The following is a 19,305-nucleotide window of genomic DNA, read 5'->3' on the forward strand; positions in this document are numbered from 1 at the left end:
GAACCGGAGGGGAAGCATGAAACTTCAATATGACAAACCTGCTACAGTATGGACGGAAGCGCTTCCGATCGGCAACGGCCGGATTGGCGCCATGGTGTTCGGAGGCGTAGCCGAAGAGCGGATCCAGCTGAACGAAGACACGCTATGGTCGGGATATCCGCGGGACACGAATAATCCGGAGGCTTTGGAAGTATTGCCCCGGGTGCGCGAGCTGATCCGCAGCGGGCAATACGAGGAAGCCGACCGTGCGGCGAAAGGGATGATGGGGGCTTACAGCCAGTCCTATCTCCCGCTCGGAGATCTGCATATCGAGTTGGAGCAGGAGGGAGAAGCTTCATTCACAGGCTACAAAAGAGAGCTGGATCTCGCTGAGGGTATTACCCGTGTTGAATACACGGTTCGCGGGGTGGTGTATGCAAGGGAGATGTTCGTATCCCATCCGGACCAGGTGCTGGTAGTCCGCTTGACTTCCAGCGAGGTAGGAAAGCTGAATTTTCGGGCATCGCTCAGCAGTCCGCTGCGCAGCGTGACGGAGGCGGAGAACGACACCTTAGTCCTCCGGGGTACCGCGCCGGAACAGGTTTGGCCTAATTATTACCGCAGCGATGATCCCATTATTTATGGTGATCCGGATACGACGGAAGCGGTGCGTTTTGAAGGACGCCTGGCAGCTGTAACGGAGGGCGGCAGCGCAGCTGTCAGCGAAACGGACATCCTCGTTCAAGGCGCGACGGCGGCAACCCTTTATTTCAGCGCCGCGACGAGTTTTAGCGGCTTTGATAAACTGCCCGGAAGCCAAGGCAAAGATGAGAAACGGGTCGCCAAGGACGATTTGGACAGAGCTATTCAAGGCAATTATGAGGGCCAGCGCCAGACACATATTGCCGATCACCGCTCGTTGTTCGACCGGGTCCAGTTGTCCCTTGGGGTAAGCAAGGCAGGAGAAGAACTATCGACAGAGGACCGGATTGTCCGCTACGGCGCCGACGACCCGGGGCTGGTGGAACTGCTGTTCCATTATGGCCGATACCTGATGATCGCAAGTTCGAGGCCAGGAACCCAGCCGGCGAATCTGCAGGGAATATGGAACCAGGAGATGCGCCCCCCGTGGAGCAGCAACTGGACGCTGAATATCAATGCGGAAATGAATTACTGGCCGGCCGAAACGGCGAATCTGTCCGAGCTGCATGAGCCGCTGCTTCGCTTTATCGGCGACTTAGCCCGGAATGGCGGGACAACGGCCCAGACTCACTATGGCGCCCGCGGCTGGACCGCCCACCACAATTCGGACATCTGGGCGATGTCCAATCCCGTCGGCGATTACGGGCATGGCGATCCGGTATGGTGCATGTGGCCGATGGGCGGTGTCTGGCTGTGCCAGCACCTGTGGGAGCATTTTGCATTCAGCCGCGACGAGAAGTATTTGCGGGAACATGCCTACCCGGTGATGAAGGAAGCGGCTCTGTTCTGCCTGGATTGGCTGCATGATGACGGCAGCGGCCGCCTGATCACTTCGCCGTCGACCTCACCGGAGCATAAATTCAGAACGCCGGCGGGCGGTCTGGCTGCGGTCAGCGAAGCATCGACGATGGATCTGATGCTGATCTGGGACCTGCTCACCAACTTAATTGAAGCGTCCGAGACGCTGGAAGAAGTCGAAGCGCTGCGGCAGGAGTGGCTGGAGGCTAGAGAGCGTCTTCTGCCGCTGCAGGTCGGGAAGTACGGACAGCTTCAGGAATGGTCAAAGGATTTCGAAGACGAGGATGTCCACCACCGTCACGCGTCCCATATGTTCGGCGTGTATCCGGGCCGGCAGCTCACCAAGCGGCTGTCGCCGGATTTATTCGAGGCCGCCCGGCGTTCCCTGGAACGGCGGGGCGACGACGGAACAGGCTGGAGTCTCGGCTGGAAGGTCGCCCTATGGGCCCGGTTCGGCGAAGGCGACCGTTCGCTTGCTTTGCTCTCCAACCTGCTGCGCCTCGTCCGTGAAGATGAACCGGATAATTATCACCATGGCGGGGTGTACGCGAATTTGTTCGACGCCCATCCGCCGTTCCAAATTGACGGCAATTTTGCGGCGACGGCGGGCATTGCCGAAATGCTGCTTCAGTCGCATCAGGGATACTTGGAGTTCCTTCCGGCTCTGCCTACTTCATGGCCGAACGGATTTGTGAAGGGCCTTCGCGCGCGCGGAGGGTTTGAGGTCAGCCTGGATTGGATAGTTGGAAGGCTTGCGGAAGCTGAGATTGTCTCCCTTGCCGGATCAACCCTGTCAATCTATTCGCTGATTCCGCTGACGATCTTGGCGGATGAAAACAGCATTGCTGTTCATCAGACTGGAGAGAACTTGTACTCATTCCCTACGACTGCGGGTATGACGTACCGCTTATTGCTTGAGCCATCCGTTCAACAAGGAAGGCTCTGATTGTTGAAGCACTGCCGAACCTTCGGCAGGGCTTTTTCATTTGGAATGGGGATAGTCACGTGAGGGTCACGTTCGTTAGAACGCCTGGAGATTCGGTCGGCTTTATTCCCTGCGCCGAAAACCGGCGCGGTAGCTGCGGGCAGACATCCGCGTGACCGACTTGAATACTTTTTCAAAATGCGAAAAGTTCTCGAACCCCACGTCCTCCGACACCCGAATGATGCGTTCGTCTGTTTCGCGCAGCAGACGCTGGGCCTTCTTGATCCTGGTAATGCCGATATATTCGATCAGGCCAAAACCGGTATACTTCTTGAACGACCGGCTCAGATGGCTGGGGCTCAAGTAGAACAGTTCACTCAGGCCGCTCAGCGTCAAGGATTCCCGGTAATGCTCCGAGATGTAGCTGGCGATGTCGTTCATGCGGGCTGCGGCGGGAGAGACCGTGTCATCGGGCGCCCCTTGCTTGTATGCTGCGGACTGCCTGGCCGCAAACAGCAATGCCTGTCCCGCAGCATGCCGGACGGCCATCCGGTATCCGGGAGCCTCGTCCTGAATCTCCCGCAGCATTTCATAGAGCAGCTGTTCGATCCGAAGCTTGTCCTGATCCGGTAGATGCACCACGCGGTGGGGACCGTGAAACGGAGCAAGCAGCAGCTCGGTCTCATCCTGCTGGAGCGGCTCGAAATACGATTCGTTGACATAAATGACGATGCGTTCATGGTTCGGTACACCGGTGTCCGAGGTTTTATGCACTTCATTACCCGGGATGAACACCAAATCTCCGGATCGGACCCGATACACCCGGTCTTTAATGAAGTAAAAGCGTTCGCCGCCAAACAAATAATACAGCTCGTAATGTTTGTGCATATGGTCCTCCGACATGGAGAAGTGTCCTTTGCGGCGGTTATATTCCACAGAAAAGGGATCGGACGCTTTTCCGTACCGCAGCTCCTGGTCTAAAGCCATAATCGATCCTCCACAAGCGCAATAAATGCGGGGTTTTCATCATTCTAGCATAAAATGCGGGGACAATAAGCGAATTTTGCAGTAATCTGCAAATAAACAGATTCATAGAAGGAGAGGGAATGATATGGCCAAAAAAACATATGTGCAGGTCGGAGCAGGCGGAAGAGCGGAATTCTTTTATGGTGCGATTGCCCAGCGTTTCCGGGAGTCGGCGGAGCTGCTCGCTTTTTGCGATGTGAACCAGACTCGCATGGATTATGCCAACAAGCTGCTGACGGAGAAGTACGATTATCACGCGGTACGAACGTATAAAACCGAAGCCTTTGACGAGATGATCCGGACCGAGAAGCCGGACTTCGTCATCGTAACCAGTGTGGACCGTACGCATCACCGCTATATTATCCGGGCGATGGAGCTCGGCTGCGACGTGATCACGGAAAAGCCGATGACGGTCGACGCGGCCAAATGCCAGGACATTCTCGACGCGGTGGAGAGAACAGGACGAAACGTTCGGGTCACCTTCAACTACCGTTATGCGCCTCATCATACGAAAGCCCGGGAGCTGATTGCAGACGGAACCATCGGGGATGTGACGTCGGTTCACTTCGAGTGGCTGCTTAATACGCAGCACGGCGCCGATTACTTCCGCAGATGGCATCGGGACAAGCGCAACAGCGGCGGACTGCTTGTACATAAGTCGACCCACCACTTCGACCTGGTTAATTTCTGGATCGGATCCGAGCCGGAAACCGTCTATGCGATGGGAAACCTGCTGTTTTACGGACGGGAAAATGCCGAGAAGCGCGGAATCACCAAGTTTTATGACCGGGCCACAGGCCATCCGAACGCCAAGGACGATCCGTTTGCACTGTCGCTCGACAGCAACGCGCATCTGAAAGCGATGTACCTCGACGCGGAGTGGGAGGACGGCTATCGCCGGGATCAAAGCGTATTTGGCGATGGGATTTCGATCGAGGATACGATGAGCGTTATGGTCCGGTACAAAAATAAAGCACAGCTGACCTATTCGCTGAATGCTTACATGCCGTGGGAAGGATACCGGATCGCCTTTAACGGCACCAAGGGCCGGATCGAAATGACGGTAATCGAGCAATCCTATGTCAATTCCGGCGGAGACAAAGCGCTGGAAGGAGCGGTCAAGGGGGTCAATATCCTGGTATTCCCCATGTTCGGCGAGCCTTACAAGGCGGACTTCGAGGAAGGGGCCGGCGGGCACGGCGGCGGCGATCCTGTGCTGCTGAACGATATTTTCGGCGTGCCTGTGGAAGATAAATTCCATCGGGCGGCGAACCATATTGACGGCGCCCGATCGATCCTGACGGGCATTGCCGCCAATCAATCGATCTCCACCGGACTTCCGGTGAAAGTCGACGATCTGGTAAGGTTTTACGGGGCAAAGTAACATGCGCCACGGATAAGGATCGAGGCCACCTGAGCGGCAGCCATGGTGGCCTTTGGCTTCCTGATGCGGTAAGAGTTACAAAGACACTGACCGGTATAGATCAGTGTCTTTGTCATTTTCACCGATGATCCGGGGACTTACTGCTGCCGGAAATGGAGTGCTGGAAGGGCATGGCACACAGGGTTGAACCTGATTTGGTATGATGTGTTCATCAGTATCGAGAAAGCGCTGTCAAATTAACGGGAGGAAGGTTCGTCATGTTCTACTCGCTCAGAAGCAGGCTGATCTTATTTTTTGTGTTGTTGTTCGTTTTGTCGTTCAGTGCATTGTCTCTTCTCATTTTTAACGAATCACGAACGATTATCCGTTCCTATATTGAATCGTCCGCGCTCGAGAAAATGAATGAATACGGTTCCTACATCGACATGGTGCAGACGCAAATTTACGACTTGGCTTCCCTGATCTTTAACAGCGACCAGACCGATACCTGGGATAACATCGCATCGGACACGTCGGCAACGGAAGGGGAGAAGATGCTTGCCCATATCCAGATGAGCAAGTTTCTGACGCAGACGACCAACAGTTATACCAGCATCTCATCGGTCGCGCTGTACCGCAGGGAAGGCTTGTGGGTCAGTATGGATAACCAGGTCATCAAGGAAAGCTCCTTTCTGGATCAGTCCTGGTACAAGCAGTTTCGGGACGAGACGGTCCGCTGGGTGCCGGCGCACACCGACGATGTGGAATTGAAAATCCGCCGCAGCGACCATCCGGTCGTCAGCATGCTGATGCCGATCGGGGCATTTGAACCGAAGCAGGCGAAAACGGTTCTGAAGGTCAACGTAAGCGCCGATTATTTTCTGGAACCGCTGAGCAGGATCCATTTGGGCGAGAGCGGGACGATGTATTTAATCGATCAGCACGGCAGTCCGCTCCTGACCCAAGCGGATTATGAAACGAGCGCCAATCTTGCCAAGAACGAGGTCGCCAGGGCGCAGGCAGGGCGAAGCAAGCAGGGCGTCGTCTATTTCAAGAACAACCAGGGTGATGCGCAAATCCTCGTTTACAAAAAGCTGGCTCAAAACGGTTGGATGCTTGTCGGCATCGTCCCGGAGAGCGATCTGTATGCGCCGCTGCTTAAACTGCGCAACAGTATTATGGTGCTGGCGGCGGCGCTGCTGCTGATCTCGCTCTTCGTCGCCTTCTGGCTGTCGAACGGGATTACAAGGCCCCTGTCAAGGCTCGTCTCCGCCATGCGGCATGTGCAACGGGGGGATTTTGACAGCGCGGAGAGCCGGCTGCCACTGGAAGGCATCGTCCGAAATGAGGTCGGCTTTGCCACAGCGACATTCCGCAACATGATCGGCAGGCTGCGGCAGCATATCAAAACCGAATTCGAACTGAAGCTGCTCCGGCAGCAGGCCGAATATAAGGCGCTGCTGATGCAGATTAATCCTCATTTTTTGTTCAATACGCTGGAACTGCTCAGCAGCCTGGCGATGCAGAAGCGCACGGACGATACCGTGAAGGTTATCGAGTCGCTCGGCAAAATGCTGCGCTTCGGCTTGCGGATCAGCGACGATTTGGTCGCCTTGAAAGAGGAGCTGAAATACGTTCATGATTATGCTTCCATCCTGCGCATCCGCTTCGGGGACCGGCTCTGGCTGTCCATGGAAGAGGACGGGCTGCCCGAGCATGCTGCCTGCGTCAAGTTTGTCCTTCAGCCTTTGCTCGAGAACGCCGTAAAGTACAGTTTTGCGCATCGAACAGAAGCACGTGTATCCGTCAGGGTATACCGAAAGGACGGCCATGTGGTCATGTCCGTCGCGGATAACGGACCCGGCATGACGGACGAACAGATCCGCGATGTGCTGGAAGAAGCGGCCGCCGCCCGGCCGGACCAAATTCTGGCCAGCCGGGAACGGCAGATCGGACTCGGGAACGTACTTGCGCGGTGCCGGCTGTATTATGGCTCGTTGTTCGAGGCTCATCTGGATTCAAAGCCCGGCGGGGGAACGCGGATTGAACTGATGTTACCGATCCGGGAGGTGTATAACGATGTATCGCTTATTGATCGTGGATGACGAACCGGAGATCCGCCAGGGTCTGCGGCTCAAGATGGATTTGGACGGTCTTGGCATTGCGCTGGCCGGCGAAGCATCGAACGGGGCGGAGGCACTGTCCCTTCTGGAGAACGGTGATATTGAGATCGTCCTTACCGACATGAACATGCCGCTCATGGGCGGAGTGCAGTTTATGGAAGTGTGCAGGGAACGCTGCCCGAACGTCAGGGTCATCGTCATTACCGGCTATGAGGACTTTCAGTACGCTCGTGCCGCACTCCGCTTCCAGGCGAGCGAATACCTGCTGAAGCCTGTTGCCCGCGATGAGTTGAATTCCGTCCTGAAAAACGTCACCGCCGAGCTGAACCGGGAACGGGATAAAGCTCAGCTAGAGGCCAAAACGCAGTGGGAGCTGTCGCGATATTACAGTGGGATGAAGGAGCAATTTATCCTTCGGGTCGTCCGCTGGGAATCCGGGCCGGAGAGCGCCGTTACGGACCACGCCCGCAGATTTGGGCTTGGCGGGTGGGATGAGCGTCAAGTGCGCTTTATGACCCTCGGCCTGAAAGTGAGGGATACCGGAGATGCACCGGATCGGGTACCCGATCAATTCCTCCTCCCGCTGGAAATGATCTGCCGTGAAAAGGCAGACGACGCAGCCGGAAGTTGCGAGGCGTTCCGGGACGGGCATTATCCGGGGCTGATTCATGTGGTCACCACAGAGTCCGTGGACTGGCTGTACTCTTTTGCAGATCACCTCCGGTCAGAAGTGAAGCGTATGCTTGGATTTGAGCTGGGCTTCGGCATCGGCCAATCCGTAACAGGCTTCAAGACTTGGAAGGACGGCTACCTCTCATCGCTTGTGGCCTGGAACTATGAAGACAGCCGTTTGCCGGCCGAGACCCATCTCCAATCCATCGACAAAACGTCCATAAGCGCGGATGAAATCAAAGTCATCGAACGGTACTTGGCCAAAGGTGAATATGCTGCGTTTGATCAGGCCGTCCGCCCCATTCTCCAGCTGGCTTTTACAGGGCCTGCGGCCAGCAGGGTGAAAGTCATTTTTCAGTTGTACCTGGCTCTGGAGTCGGCAGCGAGCGATTTGCTCATCAGGATCGAGAGTGCAGAACAACTGTGGATCCGGCCGGAGTTGGCCTATTCATTGGATTCGGTGGATAAGGCGTACTCGTACCTTGCAGGGATCGCCCGGAAAATCGCCAGGCAGCGCGAAGAAGGCGCTGACGCTGCCGATGTCAGCCTGATTGAATCCGTCCGCCGCTATATTGATGACCACTATGCATCAGACTTGAACTTGAGCGATATGGCTGCCCGTTTTAACTATCATCCTTCTTATTTCTCGGAACTGTTCAAGAAACGGGTCGGGCGAACCTTCATTCAGTACTTGACCCATGTGCGGATGACGCAGGCGATCCGGCTGCTGGAGGATACCCAGCTCAGCCTGTGGGATATAGCTGAACTTACGGGCTTCAGCAATGCCAGCTACTTCAGCTCGAAATTCAAAAAGATTTACGGCGTTTCTCCTTCCGATTACCGTGAGAGATTACCGAGAGAGGTTACCTGAAAAAATTGATAGCGAAGTGCCGAAGAAATAGAATTCAGCGTGTGCCGCATCTTGCTTATGATGTTCTTACCAACATCAGAAGGAGGATTCGCGATGCGAACATCACGCAGGCTGCCGATCCATTCGCACAACCGTACGGCGTACGCTTTTTTGCTGCCATGGCTTATCGGCTTTTTTTGCCTCACGCTCGGACCGATGCTCGGTTCGCTGTATTTGTCGCTGACCAAATACAACTTGCTGCGTCCACCCGAATGGATCGGTTTCGCCAATTTCAAGCAGATCTTTACGAATGACGCGACGTTTACGCATTCGCTGCAGCTGACATTCGTGTACGTGCTGCTGTCCGTACCGCTCCGTATCATTTTTGCGCTGCTCGTGGCGCTGGCACTGAACAAGGGGATTCGCGGACTGGGCATCTACCGGACCGTCTATTACGTTCCGTCCCTTCTCGGAGGAAGTGTTGCCATCTCCATCGTCTGGCGGCAAATCTTTGACAGCGAAGGCGTCATGAATGCGTTCCTTGGGTGGTTCGGCCTGGAAGGGCCAGCATGGATCGCCAACCCCGATTATCTGATTTATCCGATCGTCACGCTGTCGGTTTGGCAGTTCGGCTCGGCGATGGTCATCTTTTTAGCAGGCCTGAAGCAGGTGCCGGCCGATCTGTATGAAGCCTCCCAAGTAGATGGCGCCGGGAAAATACGCCAGTTTTTCAGCATATCGCTGCCGATGCTGACGCCTGTTCTCTTTTTTAATCTGATCATGAGCATTATCAACTCGTTTCAGGCGTTTACGCCGGCTTACGTCATCGGCGACGGTCACGGAGGACCGCTGGATGCCTCGATGTTCTACACGTTATACCTGTATTTGAAAGGCTTTTCCTATTTCGATATGGGATATGCATCGGCGCTGGCCTGGATCATGCTGCTCATTATTGCCGTCTTTACGGGCATTATCTTTGCCACGTCGCGCTTCTGGGTGTTCTACGGCGACGGGAAAGGGGGGAGATAAGCCATGCTGACGATGAAAGGAACTTACTCAAAGGCGATTAGGCATGTGCTGATCCTCCTGGTCGGACTGGCTATGCTGTATCCCGTATTGTGGCTGCTCAGCAGCTCCTTTAAGCCAAATCAATCGATTTTTACTGATACCGGTTTATGGTCGCACAGCTTTACGTTCGATAATTACAAAAATGGCTGGAAGGGCTTTCAAGGCGTATCCTTCAGCCGCTTTTTCGGCAACTCGGCGCTCATCTCCATCCTCTGCGTGCTGGGTAACATCGTGACCTGCTCGCTTGCGGCCTACGCCTTTGCCCGGCTGGATTTCAAGCTGAAAAAAATATGGTTTGCACTGATGCTGGTGACGATCATGCTGCCTTATCATGTGACGCTTGTACCGCAGTATATCATTTTCAGCAAGTTGGGCTGGATTAACACGTATGCGCCGCTGATCCTACCCAAATGGCTGGCTCACGACTCTTTCTTTATCCTGCTGATGGTTCAGTTCATCCGCGGCATCCCGCGCGAGCTGGACGAGAGCGCGACGATCGACGGCTGCGGCCAGAGCAAACTGTACCTGCGGATCATTCTGCCCCTGTTAACCCCGGCGCTGATCTCAACCGCGATCTTTACGTTTATCTGGACGTGGGACGATTTCTTCAGCCAGATGATTTATATCAGCGATATCAAGCTGTTTACGGTACAGCTCGGCATCCGGGCACTATACGATCCGACGGGTTCATCCGATTGGGGGGCGCTGCTCGCCATTTCGGTGCTTTCGCTGCTCCCGATCACGCTGATCTTCCTGATGTTCCAGCGCTACTTCCTGGAAGGCATCGCGACGACAGGGCTGAAATAACCCCTGCGCAGTTCTGAAGACACCGAATGAGGAGAGCAGCAGTCTGCGACAGGAACGACAATTGTGCAAACGCTTCATAAACTTATAGCGATGAAGGAGAAATGGAACATGAAAAAAAGATGGTTCATCTCTGTGCTGGCGGCCATGACTGTGATGCTGTCGGCATGCGGCAGTTCGGGCGGCCCGGCCGCTTCCAGCGGATCCGGCGGGGAAGCGAATTCCGGAAGCGACCAGGTCGAGCTCAGGATGATGTGGTGGGGAGACCAGGCGCGGGCGGATTTGACGAATAAGGCGCTTGAGCTGTTCGAGCAGAAGCATCCGGATATTAAAGTCGTGGGCGAGTTCTCGCCGCAGGACGGTTATTTTGACAAGCTGAACACGCAGCTGGCTTCGGGAACAGCTCCAGACGTATTTTTTCTGGGAGGCAATGTGGTGGACTACGCCAACAAGGGCGTTCTGCTGGATCTCCAGCCTTATAAAGGCAATGAGCTGAAGCTTGACGATATGGATACGACAATGGTGCAGTACGGAACAATCAACGGCAAGCTGGTTCATATTTCAGCAGGCGCCAACGCCCGCGGAATCGTTATCAACAAGACGCTTTTTGAGAAAGCCGGCATCGAAGTGCCGCAGGATGGCTGGAACTGGGAAGATTACGCCCGGATCAGCAAGGAAATTTCCGACAAGCTGGGTAAAGGCTACTATGGGACTTACAATTTCACAACCGACGGCATGGATATTTATTTGAAGCAGAACGGCAAACAGCTGTATGACATGGCAAACAACAAGCTTGGTTTTGAGGAAGCCGATATTCTGCCATGGTTCCAGTACTGGGACCAAACGTCGAAGGCAGGAGGCGTAGTCACGCCGGAGCTTCAGGTCTCCAATCCGCCGAATGATGCAAGCAAGTCTCTGATCATCAAAGGAAAAGTAGCGATGACCCTGCTACCTTCCAATATGCTGGCCTCGTACCAAAGCCTGACCCAGGATGAATTGACGATGGTGCAGGTACCGCGCGGTCCGAAAGGAACCGGCGTGGTGTTCGAATCCAGCCAGGGTATGTCCGGCTACGCGAAGACCCAGCATCCGAAGGAAGTGGCCGAGCTGATGGATTTCTGGATTAACGATCCGGAGGCTGTGAAAATACTGGGCAGCAACCGGGGCGTTCCGGTGACGGCGGAGGGCCGCAAGACGCTGGAGGCCGAGGCCAGCGCAGCCGACAAGATCGTCTATGACTTCACGAGCCGCGTGTCCGAAGCGAACAAGAAGGAGCCTTTTGCCATCAGCTACAACCCGCCGGGGAACGCCGAGTTTATCAAGCTTGCGGATAATACGGTCCAGCTGATCGGCTTCGGGAAAGAAAACGTGGAAAAAGCGGTGTCCGACTTCTTTGCGGGAACGGTGAAAATTTTCCAAAGTAATCAGTAAGTATCCGGCAGTATCCGGCGATGACGCCAATCCCATAATCAATGGCCCCGAAAGGTCATCCGCTGCGGCAGGGACTTGGCGGGGCTTTTTTCTGATAGAAGAAACATAGAAAGCGAGGAGAACGATCGTGGATGAGAAGGCGCTGTTAGAAAAATTAAGGTCAGTGAACGTTGAACAGCGGATTGGAGAGCCCGGGAAAGCGCCGGACTTAGATATTGCTGCCGAGTGGAAGCGGACTGGTGTCCGGTTTGCCGCATCCGAAGGCAAGCTTGAAGGTGCCTATTACAAGGCGATTCGCAGTCTGCTTGACTGCATCGCTGTTGTTGGCGGCGTACCGATGCTGCAGGAAGGAGGGATTTATCTTGGCTGCTGGCTCGAAAGCACCGGCACGATCAACGCGGAGCTGCTGTCACGTTTCCTGCCGAGCGTGGCGCAATCGACGTTCCGCTCCTTTGCGCTGCACCAGCGGGCCGATGGTCTGCTCCCTTACAAAATTACGGGTGACGGGCCGGCTTACCGCCAAATCCAGCTCGTTACCCCGCTTGCCCGCAGCGTCTGGAATCATTATTTGCTGCAGGGGCGGGACCATGCGTTTCTGCGAATGATGTACCAGGCGATGGAACGCTATGATGTCTGGTTGGCTGCTCAACGTAATACCCGGGGGACCGGCTGTGTCGAGGCATTTTCGGCTTTCGATACGGGCCATGATCTGTCGCCGCGCTTCTGGCATGTGCCGGACACGCCACACCATGGCGATCCGAGTCGGTTCGATTTCGATTCGCCGGTTTTACCGTTCCTGGCGCCGGACCTTACGGCGAACGTATATTGTCAGCGTTTGTATTTGGCCAAAATCGCCGAGGAGCTGGGCATGCCTGGCGAGGGGTGGATTTCCAAAGCTAAGCAGAGTGCTGACAGCCTCTTCCGGTACTGTTTTGACGAGGAAGATGCCTTTTTCTACGACCGTGACCGTCAGAACCGATTTGTCCGCGTTCAGTCCGATGTTCTGCTGCGCGTACTCGCCTGTGAAGTCGGTGACCGTGAATTTTTTGATACGATGCTGTCGCGTTACTTGCTGAACACGCGCAAGTTTTTTGCCAAATATCCGTTTACCTCCATTGCGATGGATGATCCGCGGTTCGACCCGTTCTCCAGCTACAACAGCTGGGCGGGGCCGTCCAACTTTCTCAGCCTGATCCGGGCTCCGCATGCCTTTGAGCATCATCACCGGCATGTCGAGCTGACATGGGCCATGCAGCCGATCTTGTGTTCATTGGCCAGGGCCGAGCGTTTCGCGCAGACCGTTAGTCCTTGGACAGGGGAAGAGGGCTTTACCGAAGCCTATTCTCCTGCCATCTTGTGCCTGCTCGACTACGTTGAACGGCTTTGCGGAATCCTGCCTAGACCCGATGGGGAAGTCTGGTTTACAGGGCTTCTCCCGTCTGCGATGGATCATGGAGAGGAGGTCGCCGGCGAGACGGCTTATGCACGATCCATAGACAGGGTGCTCTATGAGCTGGTCAATCTGCGTGACAAGTCGGTCATTTACCGGGAGGGTCAAGCTTATATGAAATTCCCTTCCGGCGTCCGGGTCGTTACGGACCGGGAGGGAAGCCTGCGGGGTATTCTTGGAATGAGTGTGCGGACGGTTGATGGCCGATTGGAATGGGAAGGCCGGAGCATCCCTTTTTCGGTCAAAGGTAATGAGTATCTCAAGTACGGCGATGGAGAACTGAAACAAGCCAGAGATGTTGGCATCATTTATCCGACATATTCTTAAGGAGGTCTTGCCATGAAAAGGAAGGAGATTCAGATTCGGGACCCGTTTGTATTACCCCTCCCAGAGGAAGGCAGATATTATTTATACGGGAGCACGGATGCTAACATTTGGGGGCCTGGAACCGGATTCGACGCCTATATCAGTAACGATCTGGAGGATTGGGACGGGCCGTACCCTGTATTCAGGCCGGGAGTCGATTTTTATTCCGATACGAATTTTTGGGCACCTGAGGTTTATGCATTGCACGATAAGTTCTATATGTTCGCCACGTTTCGCCGGCGCGACAATGGGCGTCTTGGCACGTCGGTTCTGTCGTCACCCGGTCCGCTGGAGCCTTTCGTGCCTCACAGCAGCGGCCCTGTCACTCCGGATGCCTGGAGTTCACTGGATGGGAGCCTATTTATGGACCCAGAAGGGCAGCCATGGATGATCTTCTGCCACGAATGGCAGCAGGTCGGGGACGGTGAAGTGTGCGCGATGCGATTGAGCACCGATTTATCCGAGCCGGCCGGAGAACCAATCACGCTGTTTCGGGCATCTGAAGCGCCGTGGACGACGCCTTACGAGTCGCCGCGATATAAGGAAACGGTCAATTATGTCACGGACGGCCCCTTTTTGTTCCACGGTGAATCCGGCCATGTATACATGCTGTGGGCCAGCTTTATCGATAACCGGTATGCGCTGGGAATTGCTCGCTCGGCGACAGGGGGCGTCACCGGACCATGGATTCATCAGCCGGAAGCGCTATATCGGAATGACGGAGGACATGGCATGGTATTCCGGACGTTTGACGATAAGTTAGTATTGACCCTTCATGCTCCCAACCGTACACCTGACGAGCGCCCGTTATTTCTGCGGATTGAGGAAGCAGAAGGGTTCATTCAGCTTCGCTGAAAATTAAGAATTCTATAAAGAAAGACTCCGCCAGTCATACTGGCAGAGTCTTTATGAATGAACCAATTGAACGCGTTTGACGGTCCAAAAGGGGACGATGACAGGTTTACGGTCATTAGAAACGATAACGAATGTCCGGGGGTCGTCGGTTCTATAGCAAACTCCGGTATAGAACTCTCCGCTCACCAGATGAATCGTAATTTCTGTATTCGTTTCAGCTGCAGAAAGAATCATTTCCTTATTCAAATTGGAATGGTCACCCCCATACACAATCGTTAATCAACTATAATTAAACAGAATTCTGGAAATTAATCAAGATTTTTGTCGAATTATTAAAAAATCTTTTAACAAAGTACATTTAAAGGAGCCAGACCGCATTTAGCAGGTGTTTTTCTGGCGAATCTTGCGATCAGAGGCAGCCAAGTCCCGGATACATGTACTTTCATATATTTTAAAAAAGAGCCGACTACTTCCTATCAAGGGAGCAGCAGCTCATAAGAAATTACTTCACTTCGGCAATCTTGTTGAACAAATCGCGGAATACGGCATCCCGGTTCACATGGTAAATATAACGGATCTGATGCCGCGTAGGGTCATTCACCCAACGGAAATCTTCTGAAATTCGCGGGCTGGGAACCAAAATGCTGGGGCAGGCTTCCGGAACAGCCAGCCAGGCGATGACAGAGATGTCCCAGATGACGCGGGAATACGCGTAATGATCCGACGAACAATTCCGGTACGTGTCGTAGAGATATTGTCCTACTTCTCCCTTATGCTTCATATGGGTTTCCAGTTCCGAAAGGGTCGTCAGGAGATGAGATGCCGTTCCCATGCACGGGACGAGAACAAGAGGGACACCGCAGCCGAGCAGCAGCCTTGAGCCATGCAGATCCTGCGCGAGGTTGAACTCGCGCGTATCCGGCCAATGCAGCGAATGGCCGCCCAGCCATACGACGACGATCCGGTTGATAATCTCCGGTTCCAGCAGAATGGCCGAGGCCACATTCGTGATGGCCCCGATCGCAACGACATACAGCGGATCGTCCGGTGAAGAGGCCAAAGCCCGTTGGACCAGATCCCGTGCCGCATCGCTGTCCACTGGCACATCAGCGCCGGGAAGATAACTCTCTGATCCCCGGTACACGGGGATATCCTCCCGCTGGGCAAGCTGCCGGATTTTCAAGATCTCCTGGTAGCTTTTTTCCATGCCGTCCAACGGGCTTTCCGACAGTTCGTTAAAAAAAGGCGCGGCATACAAGGCTTCAACAGTAACGCTGGTGCTTGATTTCATGGCATAGATGACAGCGAACTGATCATCGATTTCGTTAAAGGTATCCGTATCCAAAACGATTCTTACCGGTCTTCCAGGATGCTGCAGCCGTCTGATTCGCTCATCGTCTGTGATCTGAGGAAATGTGGTCACGCTTTACGTCCTCCTATTCTCCACTGCATGATTTGGACTTCCAGCTTTAACCTCAATATATCACAGAAACGGTGGGGCAAGCCGGTTAAATGCAGCTAAATTTTCAACTCTTTAGGTGACGGCTCTTCCCCGGAACTTACAAGTCTGTAAGATAGGTGTAAGTGAAATCAATAGGTGGCAAGCCGGTTCACATGTATACTTTGAATAAATAAGGAAAGGGAGAGTGAAGGTGAACCGTAATGGAAGACAAACATGAAAACCATCTATTGAATATCGCACTTTACGTCATGCTGTTTATCATTCTGATTTCCTGCTTCGGGCGGCTGATCGATCACTCGATCTACTTCGCAGAGAATGCTCTAAGTATGCTGGTACGAATCATGGAACGAATTTTATCCTTTTGAGTCCTAGAGATTGAATCATTTGAATCAATAATCTATAGCTGCGATCCGTCGCAGCTTTTTTGTGCAGATCATTTTAAGGCGGAATAGGGATTGGGGAAATAGAAATCGAGGTCAGCAGGGCAGGACATCTCCGTAAAAAAAGGGTAAGCCTAATGGCTTACCCTGTTTGCAGATGATTCGAGCTATACCCGGAACTTGCTGATGATTTGCGACAGATTACGCGCCATCGTCAGAAGCTGCTCGGAAGAGCTCGCGATTTCTTCCATCGATGCGAGCTGCTCCTCGGAAGAAGCCGCAACGCGCTGCGTTTGCATGGCGGAGGAGGTGGTGATGCGCTCCAGTTCTTCCAGCGAAGCCGCAATTTCCTCGCTGCCCGCGGACATCTGCTCCGAGGCAGCAGATACTTCCTGGACCTGGGCGGACACTTCGCGGATGGCCTGCACGATGGCGCGGAAACTGTCCCCGGCCTGCAGCGCGATCTGCGTACCCATGCGGGCTTCGTCGGAAGAACGCTGGAGGGAAGCTACAGCCTCATTCGTCCGGTCTCCGATGCCTTCGAGGATTTCTTTCACCTGCTCGGACGAATTTTTCGACTGCTCTGCCAGCTTGCGGATTTGCTGGGCGACCACGGCAAATCCGCGGCCGTGCTCGCCAGCCCGGGCCGCTTCGATGGAAGCGTTAAGGGCCAGCAGGTTCGTCTGGTTGGCCACATCGGCAATGAGGGCCAGAATTCCCCCGATTTGCCGGCTCAGCTCTTCCAGCTCCCGCATAGTTCCAACGGAATCGGACAAATTGTTCTCAATCGTCTGCATCTGCTCCAGTGATTTCTTCATGACGGATTCGCCTTCAACCGCGCGCTCTGTCGTATTCGCAGCAAGATCCGAGACAACGCTGGAGGACTCGGCGATACGCTGGATGCCCACGGCCATTTCGGACATAGCCCGCTGGCTTTCCGTCGAGCTATGAAGCTGCGTCTCCGAATCGGCTGCGACCTGGCTGATCGCTTCGGTAATTTCGTTAGTGGCCTGCGCCGTTTGCTGGGCACTTTCCTGCATCAGCTTGGCTTCATCGGTAACTTCGAGGGAAGTATGCTGAACATTGCCAGCCAGCTCACGCAAGCTCGAAACCATGCTATTAAACGCATCTGCCGCTTGGCCGATCTCGTTTCTGCTCTTGACCGGGACACTGACGGTCAAATCGCCTTCGGCAGCCATTTGGGACACTTCCGCCAGTCGGCGAAGGGGTTTAAGGGCATATCGGACAGCTACCGATACGATAATGATGGCTGCTACGAGAAACGCGGCTCCAACGGCGAGGCTTGTCCAAAGGATTTCAGAGAGACGCGTCTGAATTCCGTCATAGTCGAAATCGATGCCGAAGACCGAGACGATGTTCCCTTGTTCATCTGTCACGGCTGAAAGATAGGTCACCCAGGTCCCCAACTCATCGTCGTAAGGAACGGTTACGGCCGAGCCATCTTTTATCGTTTGATCAAAAGCATGTTCAAAATAAGCAGGCATCACATATTCAGTTCCCGGCTGCAGCATTTGATCATCCGGGCCTTGCAAATTGATGACAGATCTTTTACCGTTACGGTCCAGTTTCTCCGTGGTCAGAATATAGGCGTTGCCAATGCCTTGGTCTTTGCTAACCATCGCCTTCAGCTGACTGCGGATGACCTGAAAAGGCTCCGTACCTGTCGGCTCATGATCGGCTACCGCCTTGGCAATCTGCTTCACTTGGCTTATATTGGTATCCAGCTGGGACTCGAGGACGCTTCCGAGCCCCATAAACCGTTCCTGGAACAGACTTTTCTGCTCATTATAGGAGATCCACGTTTGAGCGCTGATCACGACGACGAACAGAACGGCCAGCAGCAGCGTGCTCAGCACCATTAAACTCCGGAATCTAGATATCTTCTTTGACTTCACGTTTGTGCACCCTCTCGGATTGGATTAACCAATATATCGGTACCATGCACTCGTTTATTTAGCGGAGAAACCGGGGGAAACAGAGGTAATATATTCCACCCACAAGACGATTCAATATTCCGGACTTCTGACCTTCGTCATGACTTCGAAACGGCTGAAGGAGGATATCCTTTGATCGACTTAAATACGTTGCTGAAATACGATATATCATGGAATCCGCAGCGGTCCGCAACCTGGGTCACCGTGAAGCCTCCGGTGGATAAGAGCATTTCCGCTTGATTAATCCGGATCTGGTTCACATATTCCTTGAAGGAATATCCCGTGACTTGTTTGAACAATTTGCCGAAATAGACGGGATTCAGGTTGACGATATCCGCCATCCCGGTTAATTGCAGATCCTCCGGATAATGGTCGATAATATGTTCGAGCACCTTGTTGACGCGTGGATCAACAGGGTGATGTCCGGCGCTGCGGTAGGTATTGGTGATGAGGATATGATGGACGATAAGCATAAACAGCGCTCTTGCATGCATGATATAGCCCGGATGCTTGCGCATCCACACCTGGGTGAACTGCTTGATGTAACCCAGGATTTCGCTCGTGATGAGGTTTTTCGTAACGGTCTGAAGTGGAAGCGCTTCCGATCTGCCAGGCGCAAGCCATTTGAAGTTGAATGCGTAAGAGTGCATGGGACAGTCCGTAAAGGTGTAAGCTTCGCGAACGCTGCCCACGGGTATGTAAATCACATCCCCGGCTTCCACCGTATATTTAATGCCATTAATAAAATAATTGGATTTCCCTTCGACAACAAACGTCAAATCCTGAAAATTGATCGTCTGGCGAATAATTTCCCATTGTGGGAAACAGCGCCTGTCCACGAAGAAAACAACGTCTGGAACGAGATTTTGCAGCCTTTTCAAATCCATGCGGAATCCCCCTTGTTCCGTTTTATCCATATTCGGACGGCATGATGAAATCTATACTTAATAATTTAATAATTACAAATAATATTTAGTTGCTCTATGGATTCTAAAAATGGTTTACTTTTATAATAAGCATAGTAGTAATGAAGAAATTCAGTCATCATTAGTTATTGCAAGCCGGACTACAAGCTTATGAATGTGAAAATTCCTGT

General features: G+C 53.6%; 14 protein-coding genes. 10 read left to right on the plus strand and 4 right to left on the minus strand.

Translation table 11 applies throughout. The features are described 5' to 3' along the window. Positions 1-16 precede the first annotated feature (16 nt). Complete coding sequence (locus GCU45_RS31985; RefSeq protein ID WP_152404059.1) at positions 17-2,425, plus strand: glycoside hydrolase family 95 protein; 2,409 nt, start codon at positions 17-19, stop codon at positions 2,423-2,425. A 102-nt stretch (positions 2,426-2,527) separates the two neighbouring features. Here the strand turns inward: GCU45_RS31985 and GCU45_RS31990 are convergent, their stop codons facing one another. Further along, a complete protein-coding gene (locus GCU45_RS31990; RefSeq protein ID WP_152404061.1) occupies positions 2,528-3,391 on the minus strand; it encodes a helix-turn-helix domain-containing protein in 864 nt (287 codons plus the stop codon). A 124-nt stretch (positions 3,392-3,515) separates the two neighbouring features. Between GCU45_RS31990 and GCU45_RS31995 the strand changes: the two genes are divergently transcribed. From GCU45_RS31995 to GCU45_RS32030, 8 genes are all read left to right on the plus strand, one after another. Then, entirely contained in the window at positions 3,516-4,814 is a 1,299-nt protein-coding gene (locus tag GCU45_RS31995) for a Gfo/Idh/MocA family oxidoreductase (protein WP_152404063.1), read from the plus strand. Between the two features lie 257 nt (positions 4,815-5,071). Further along, positions 5,072-6,898 (plus strand): cache domain-containing sensor histidine kinase, encoded by a 1,827-nt coding sequence (locus tag GCU45_RS32000; RefSeq protein ID WP_152404064.1) that lies wholly within the window; start codon positions 5,072-5,074, stop codon positions 6,896-6,898. Continuing rightward, positions 6,873-8,459, plus strand: a complete 1,587-nt coding sequence (locus GCU45_RS32005) for a helix-turn-helix domain-containing protein (protein ID WP_152404066.1) — start codon at positions 6,873-6,875, stop codon at positions 8,457-8,459. Before GCU45_RS32000 ends, GCU45_RS32005 begins: the two co-directional genes overlap by 26 nt. Before the next feature lie 93 nt (positions 8,460-8,552). Next, positions 8,553-9,467: a carbohydrate ABC transporter permease gene (locus tag GCU45_RS32010; RefSeq protein ID WP_152404068.1), complete on the plus strand. Its 915-nt coding sequence runs from the start codon at positions 8,553-8,555 to the stop codon at positions 9,465-9,467. Between the two features lie 12 nt (positions 9,468-9,479). Further along, positions 9,480-10,313, plus strand: a complete 834-nt coding sequence (locus GCU45_RS32015) for a carbohydrate ABC transporter permease (protein ID WP_425281321.1) — start codon at positions 9,480-9,482, stop codon at positions 10,311-10,313. Positions 10,314-10,421: 108 nt separating this feature from the next. Further along, positions 10,422-11,741, plus strand: a complete 1,320-nt coding sequence (locus GCU45_RS32020) for an ABC transporter substrate-binding protein (RefSeq protein ID WP_152404071.1) — start codon at positions 10,422-10,424, stop codon at positions 11,739-11,741. Between the two features lie 127 nt (positions 11,742-11,868). After that, entirely contained in the window at positions 11,869-13,518 is a 1,650-nt protein-coding gene (locus tag GCU45_RS32025) for an MGH1-like glycoside hydrolase domain-containing protein (protein WP_152404073.1), read from the plus strand. Between the two features lie 12 nt (positions 13,519-13,530). Beyond that, positions 13,531-14,412: a glycoside hydrolase family 43 protein gene (locus tag GCU45_RS32030; RefSeq protein WP_152404075.1), complete on the plus strand. Its 882-nt coding sequence runs from the start codon at positions 13,531-13,533 to the stop codon at positions 14,410-14,412. 502 nt (positions 14,413-14,914) lie between these two features. Here GCU45_RS32030 and GCU45_RS32035 read toward each other — a convergent pair. Further along, entirely contained in the window at positions 14,915-15,835 is a 921-nt protein-coding gene (locus tag GCU45_RS32035) for a nucleoside hydrolase (RefSeq protein WP_152404077.1), read from the minus strand. A 239-nt stretch (positions 15,836-16,074) separates the two neighbouring features. Here GCU45_RS32035 and GCU45_RS33960 point away from each other — a divergent pair, with 239 nt between their 5' ends. Then, positions 16,075-16,239 carry a hypothetical protein gene (locus GCU45_RS33960; RefSeq protein WP_167527303.1) on the plus strand — a complete coding sequence of 55 codons (165 nt, stop codon included), beginning with the start codon at positions 16,075-16,077 and terminating at the stop codon, positions 16,237-16,239. A 182-nt stretch (positions 16,240-16,421) separates the two neighbouring features. Here GCU45_RS33960 and GCU45_RS32040 read toward each other — a convergent pair whose 3' ends face one another. Further along, on the minus strand, positions 16,422-18,170 hold the full coding sequence (locus GCU45_RS32040; RefSeq protein ID WP_152404079.1) for a methyl-accepting chemotaxis protein: 1,749 nt from the start codon (positions 18,168-18,170) through the stop codon (positions 16,422-16,424). A 137-nt stretch (positions 18,171-18,307) separates the two neighbouring features. Continuing rightward, on the minus strand, positions 18,308-19,096 hold the full coding sequence (locus tag GCU45_RS32045) for an AraC family transcriptional regulator (RefSeq protein WP_208837168.1): 789 nt from the start codon (positions 19,094-19,096) through the stop codon (positions 18,308-18,310). Positions 19,097-19,305: the final 209 nt, after the last annotated feature.

The sequence above is a fragment of the Paenibacillus cellulositrophicus genome (genome assembly GCF_009363095.1).
Classification (GTDB): Bacteria; Bacillota; Bacilli; order Paenibacillales; family Paenibacillaceae; genus Paenibacillus_AQ; species Paenibacillus_AQ favisporus.

What these genes read in the sequence shown, in the direction of transcription:
- GCU45_RS31985 (WP_152404059.1), top strand. Translation starts at nt 17, where the DNA reads ATGAAACTTCAATATGACAAACCTGCTACAGTATGGACGGAAGCGCTT.
- GCU45_RS31990 (WP_152404061.1), bottom strand. Translation starts at nt 3,391, where the DNA reads ATGGCTTTAGACCAGGAGCTGCGGTACGGAAAAGCGTCCGATCCCTTT.
- GCU45_RS31995 (WP_152404063.1), top strand. Translation starts at nt 3,516, where the DNA reads ATGGCCAAAAAAACATATGTGCAGGTCGGAGCAGGCGGAAGAGCGGAA.
- GCU45_RS32000 (WP_152404064.1), top strand. Translation starts at nt 5,072, where the DNA reads ATGTTCTACTCGCTCAGAAGCAGGCTGATCTTATTTTTTGTGTTGTTG.
- GCU45_RS32005 (WP_152404066.1), top strand. Translation starts at nt 6,873, where the DNA reads ATGTATCGCTTATTGATCGTGGATGACGAACCGGAGATCCGCCAGGGT.
- GCU45_RS32010 (WP_152404068.1), top strand. Translation starts at nt 8,553, where the DNA reads ATGCGAACATCACGCAGGCTGCCGATCCATTCGCACAACCGTACGGCG.
- GCU45_RS32015 (WP_425281321.1), top strand. Translation starts at nt 9,480, where the DNA reads ATGAAAGGAACTTACTCAAAGGCGATTAGGCATGTGCTGATCCTCCTG.
- GCU45_RS32020 (WP_152404071.1), top strand. Translation starts at nt 10,422, where the DNA reads ATGAAAAAAAGATGGTTCATCTCTGTGCTGGCGGCCATGACTGTGATG.
- GCU45_RS32030 (WP_152404075.1), top strand. Translation starts at nt 13,531, where the DNA reads ATGAAAAGGAAGGAGATTCAGATTCGGGACCCGTTTGTATTACCCCTC.
- GCU45_RS33960 (WP_167527303.1), top strand. Translation starts at nt 16,075, where the DNA reads ATGGAAGACAAACATGAAAACCATCTATTGAATATCGCACTTTACGTC.
- GCU45_RS32045 (WP_208837168.1), bottom strand. Translation starts at nt 19,096, where the DNA reads ATGGATTTGAAAAGGCTGCAAAATCTCGTTCCAGACGTTGTTTTCTTC.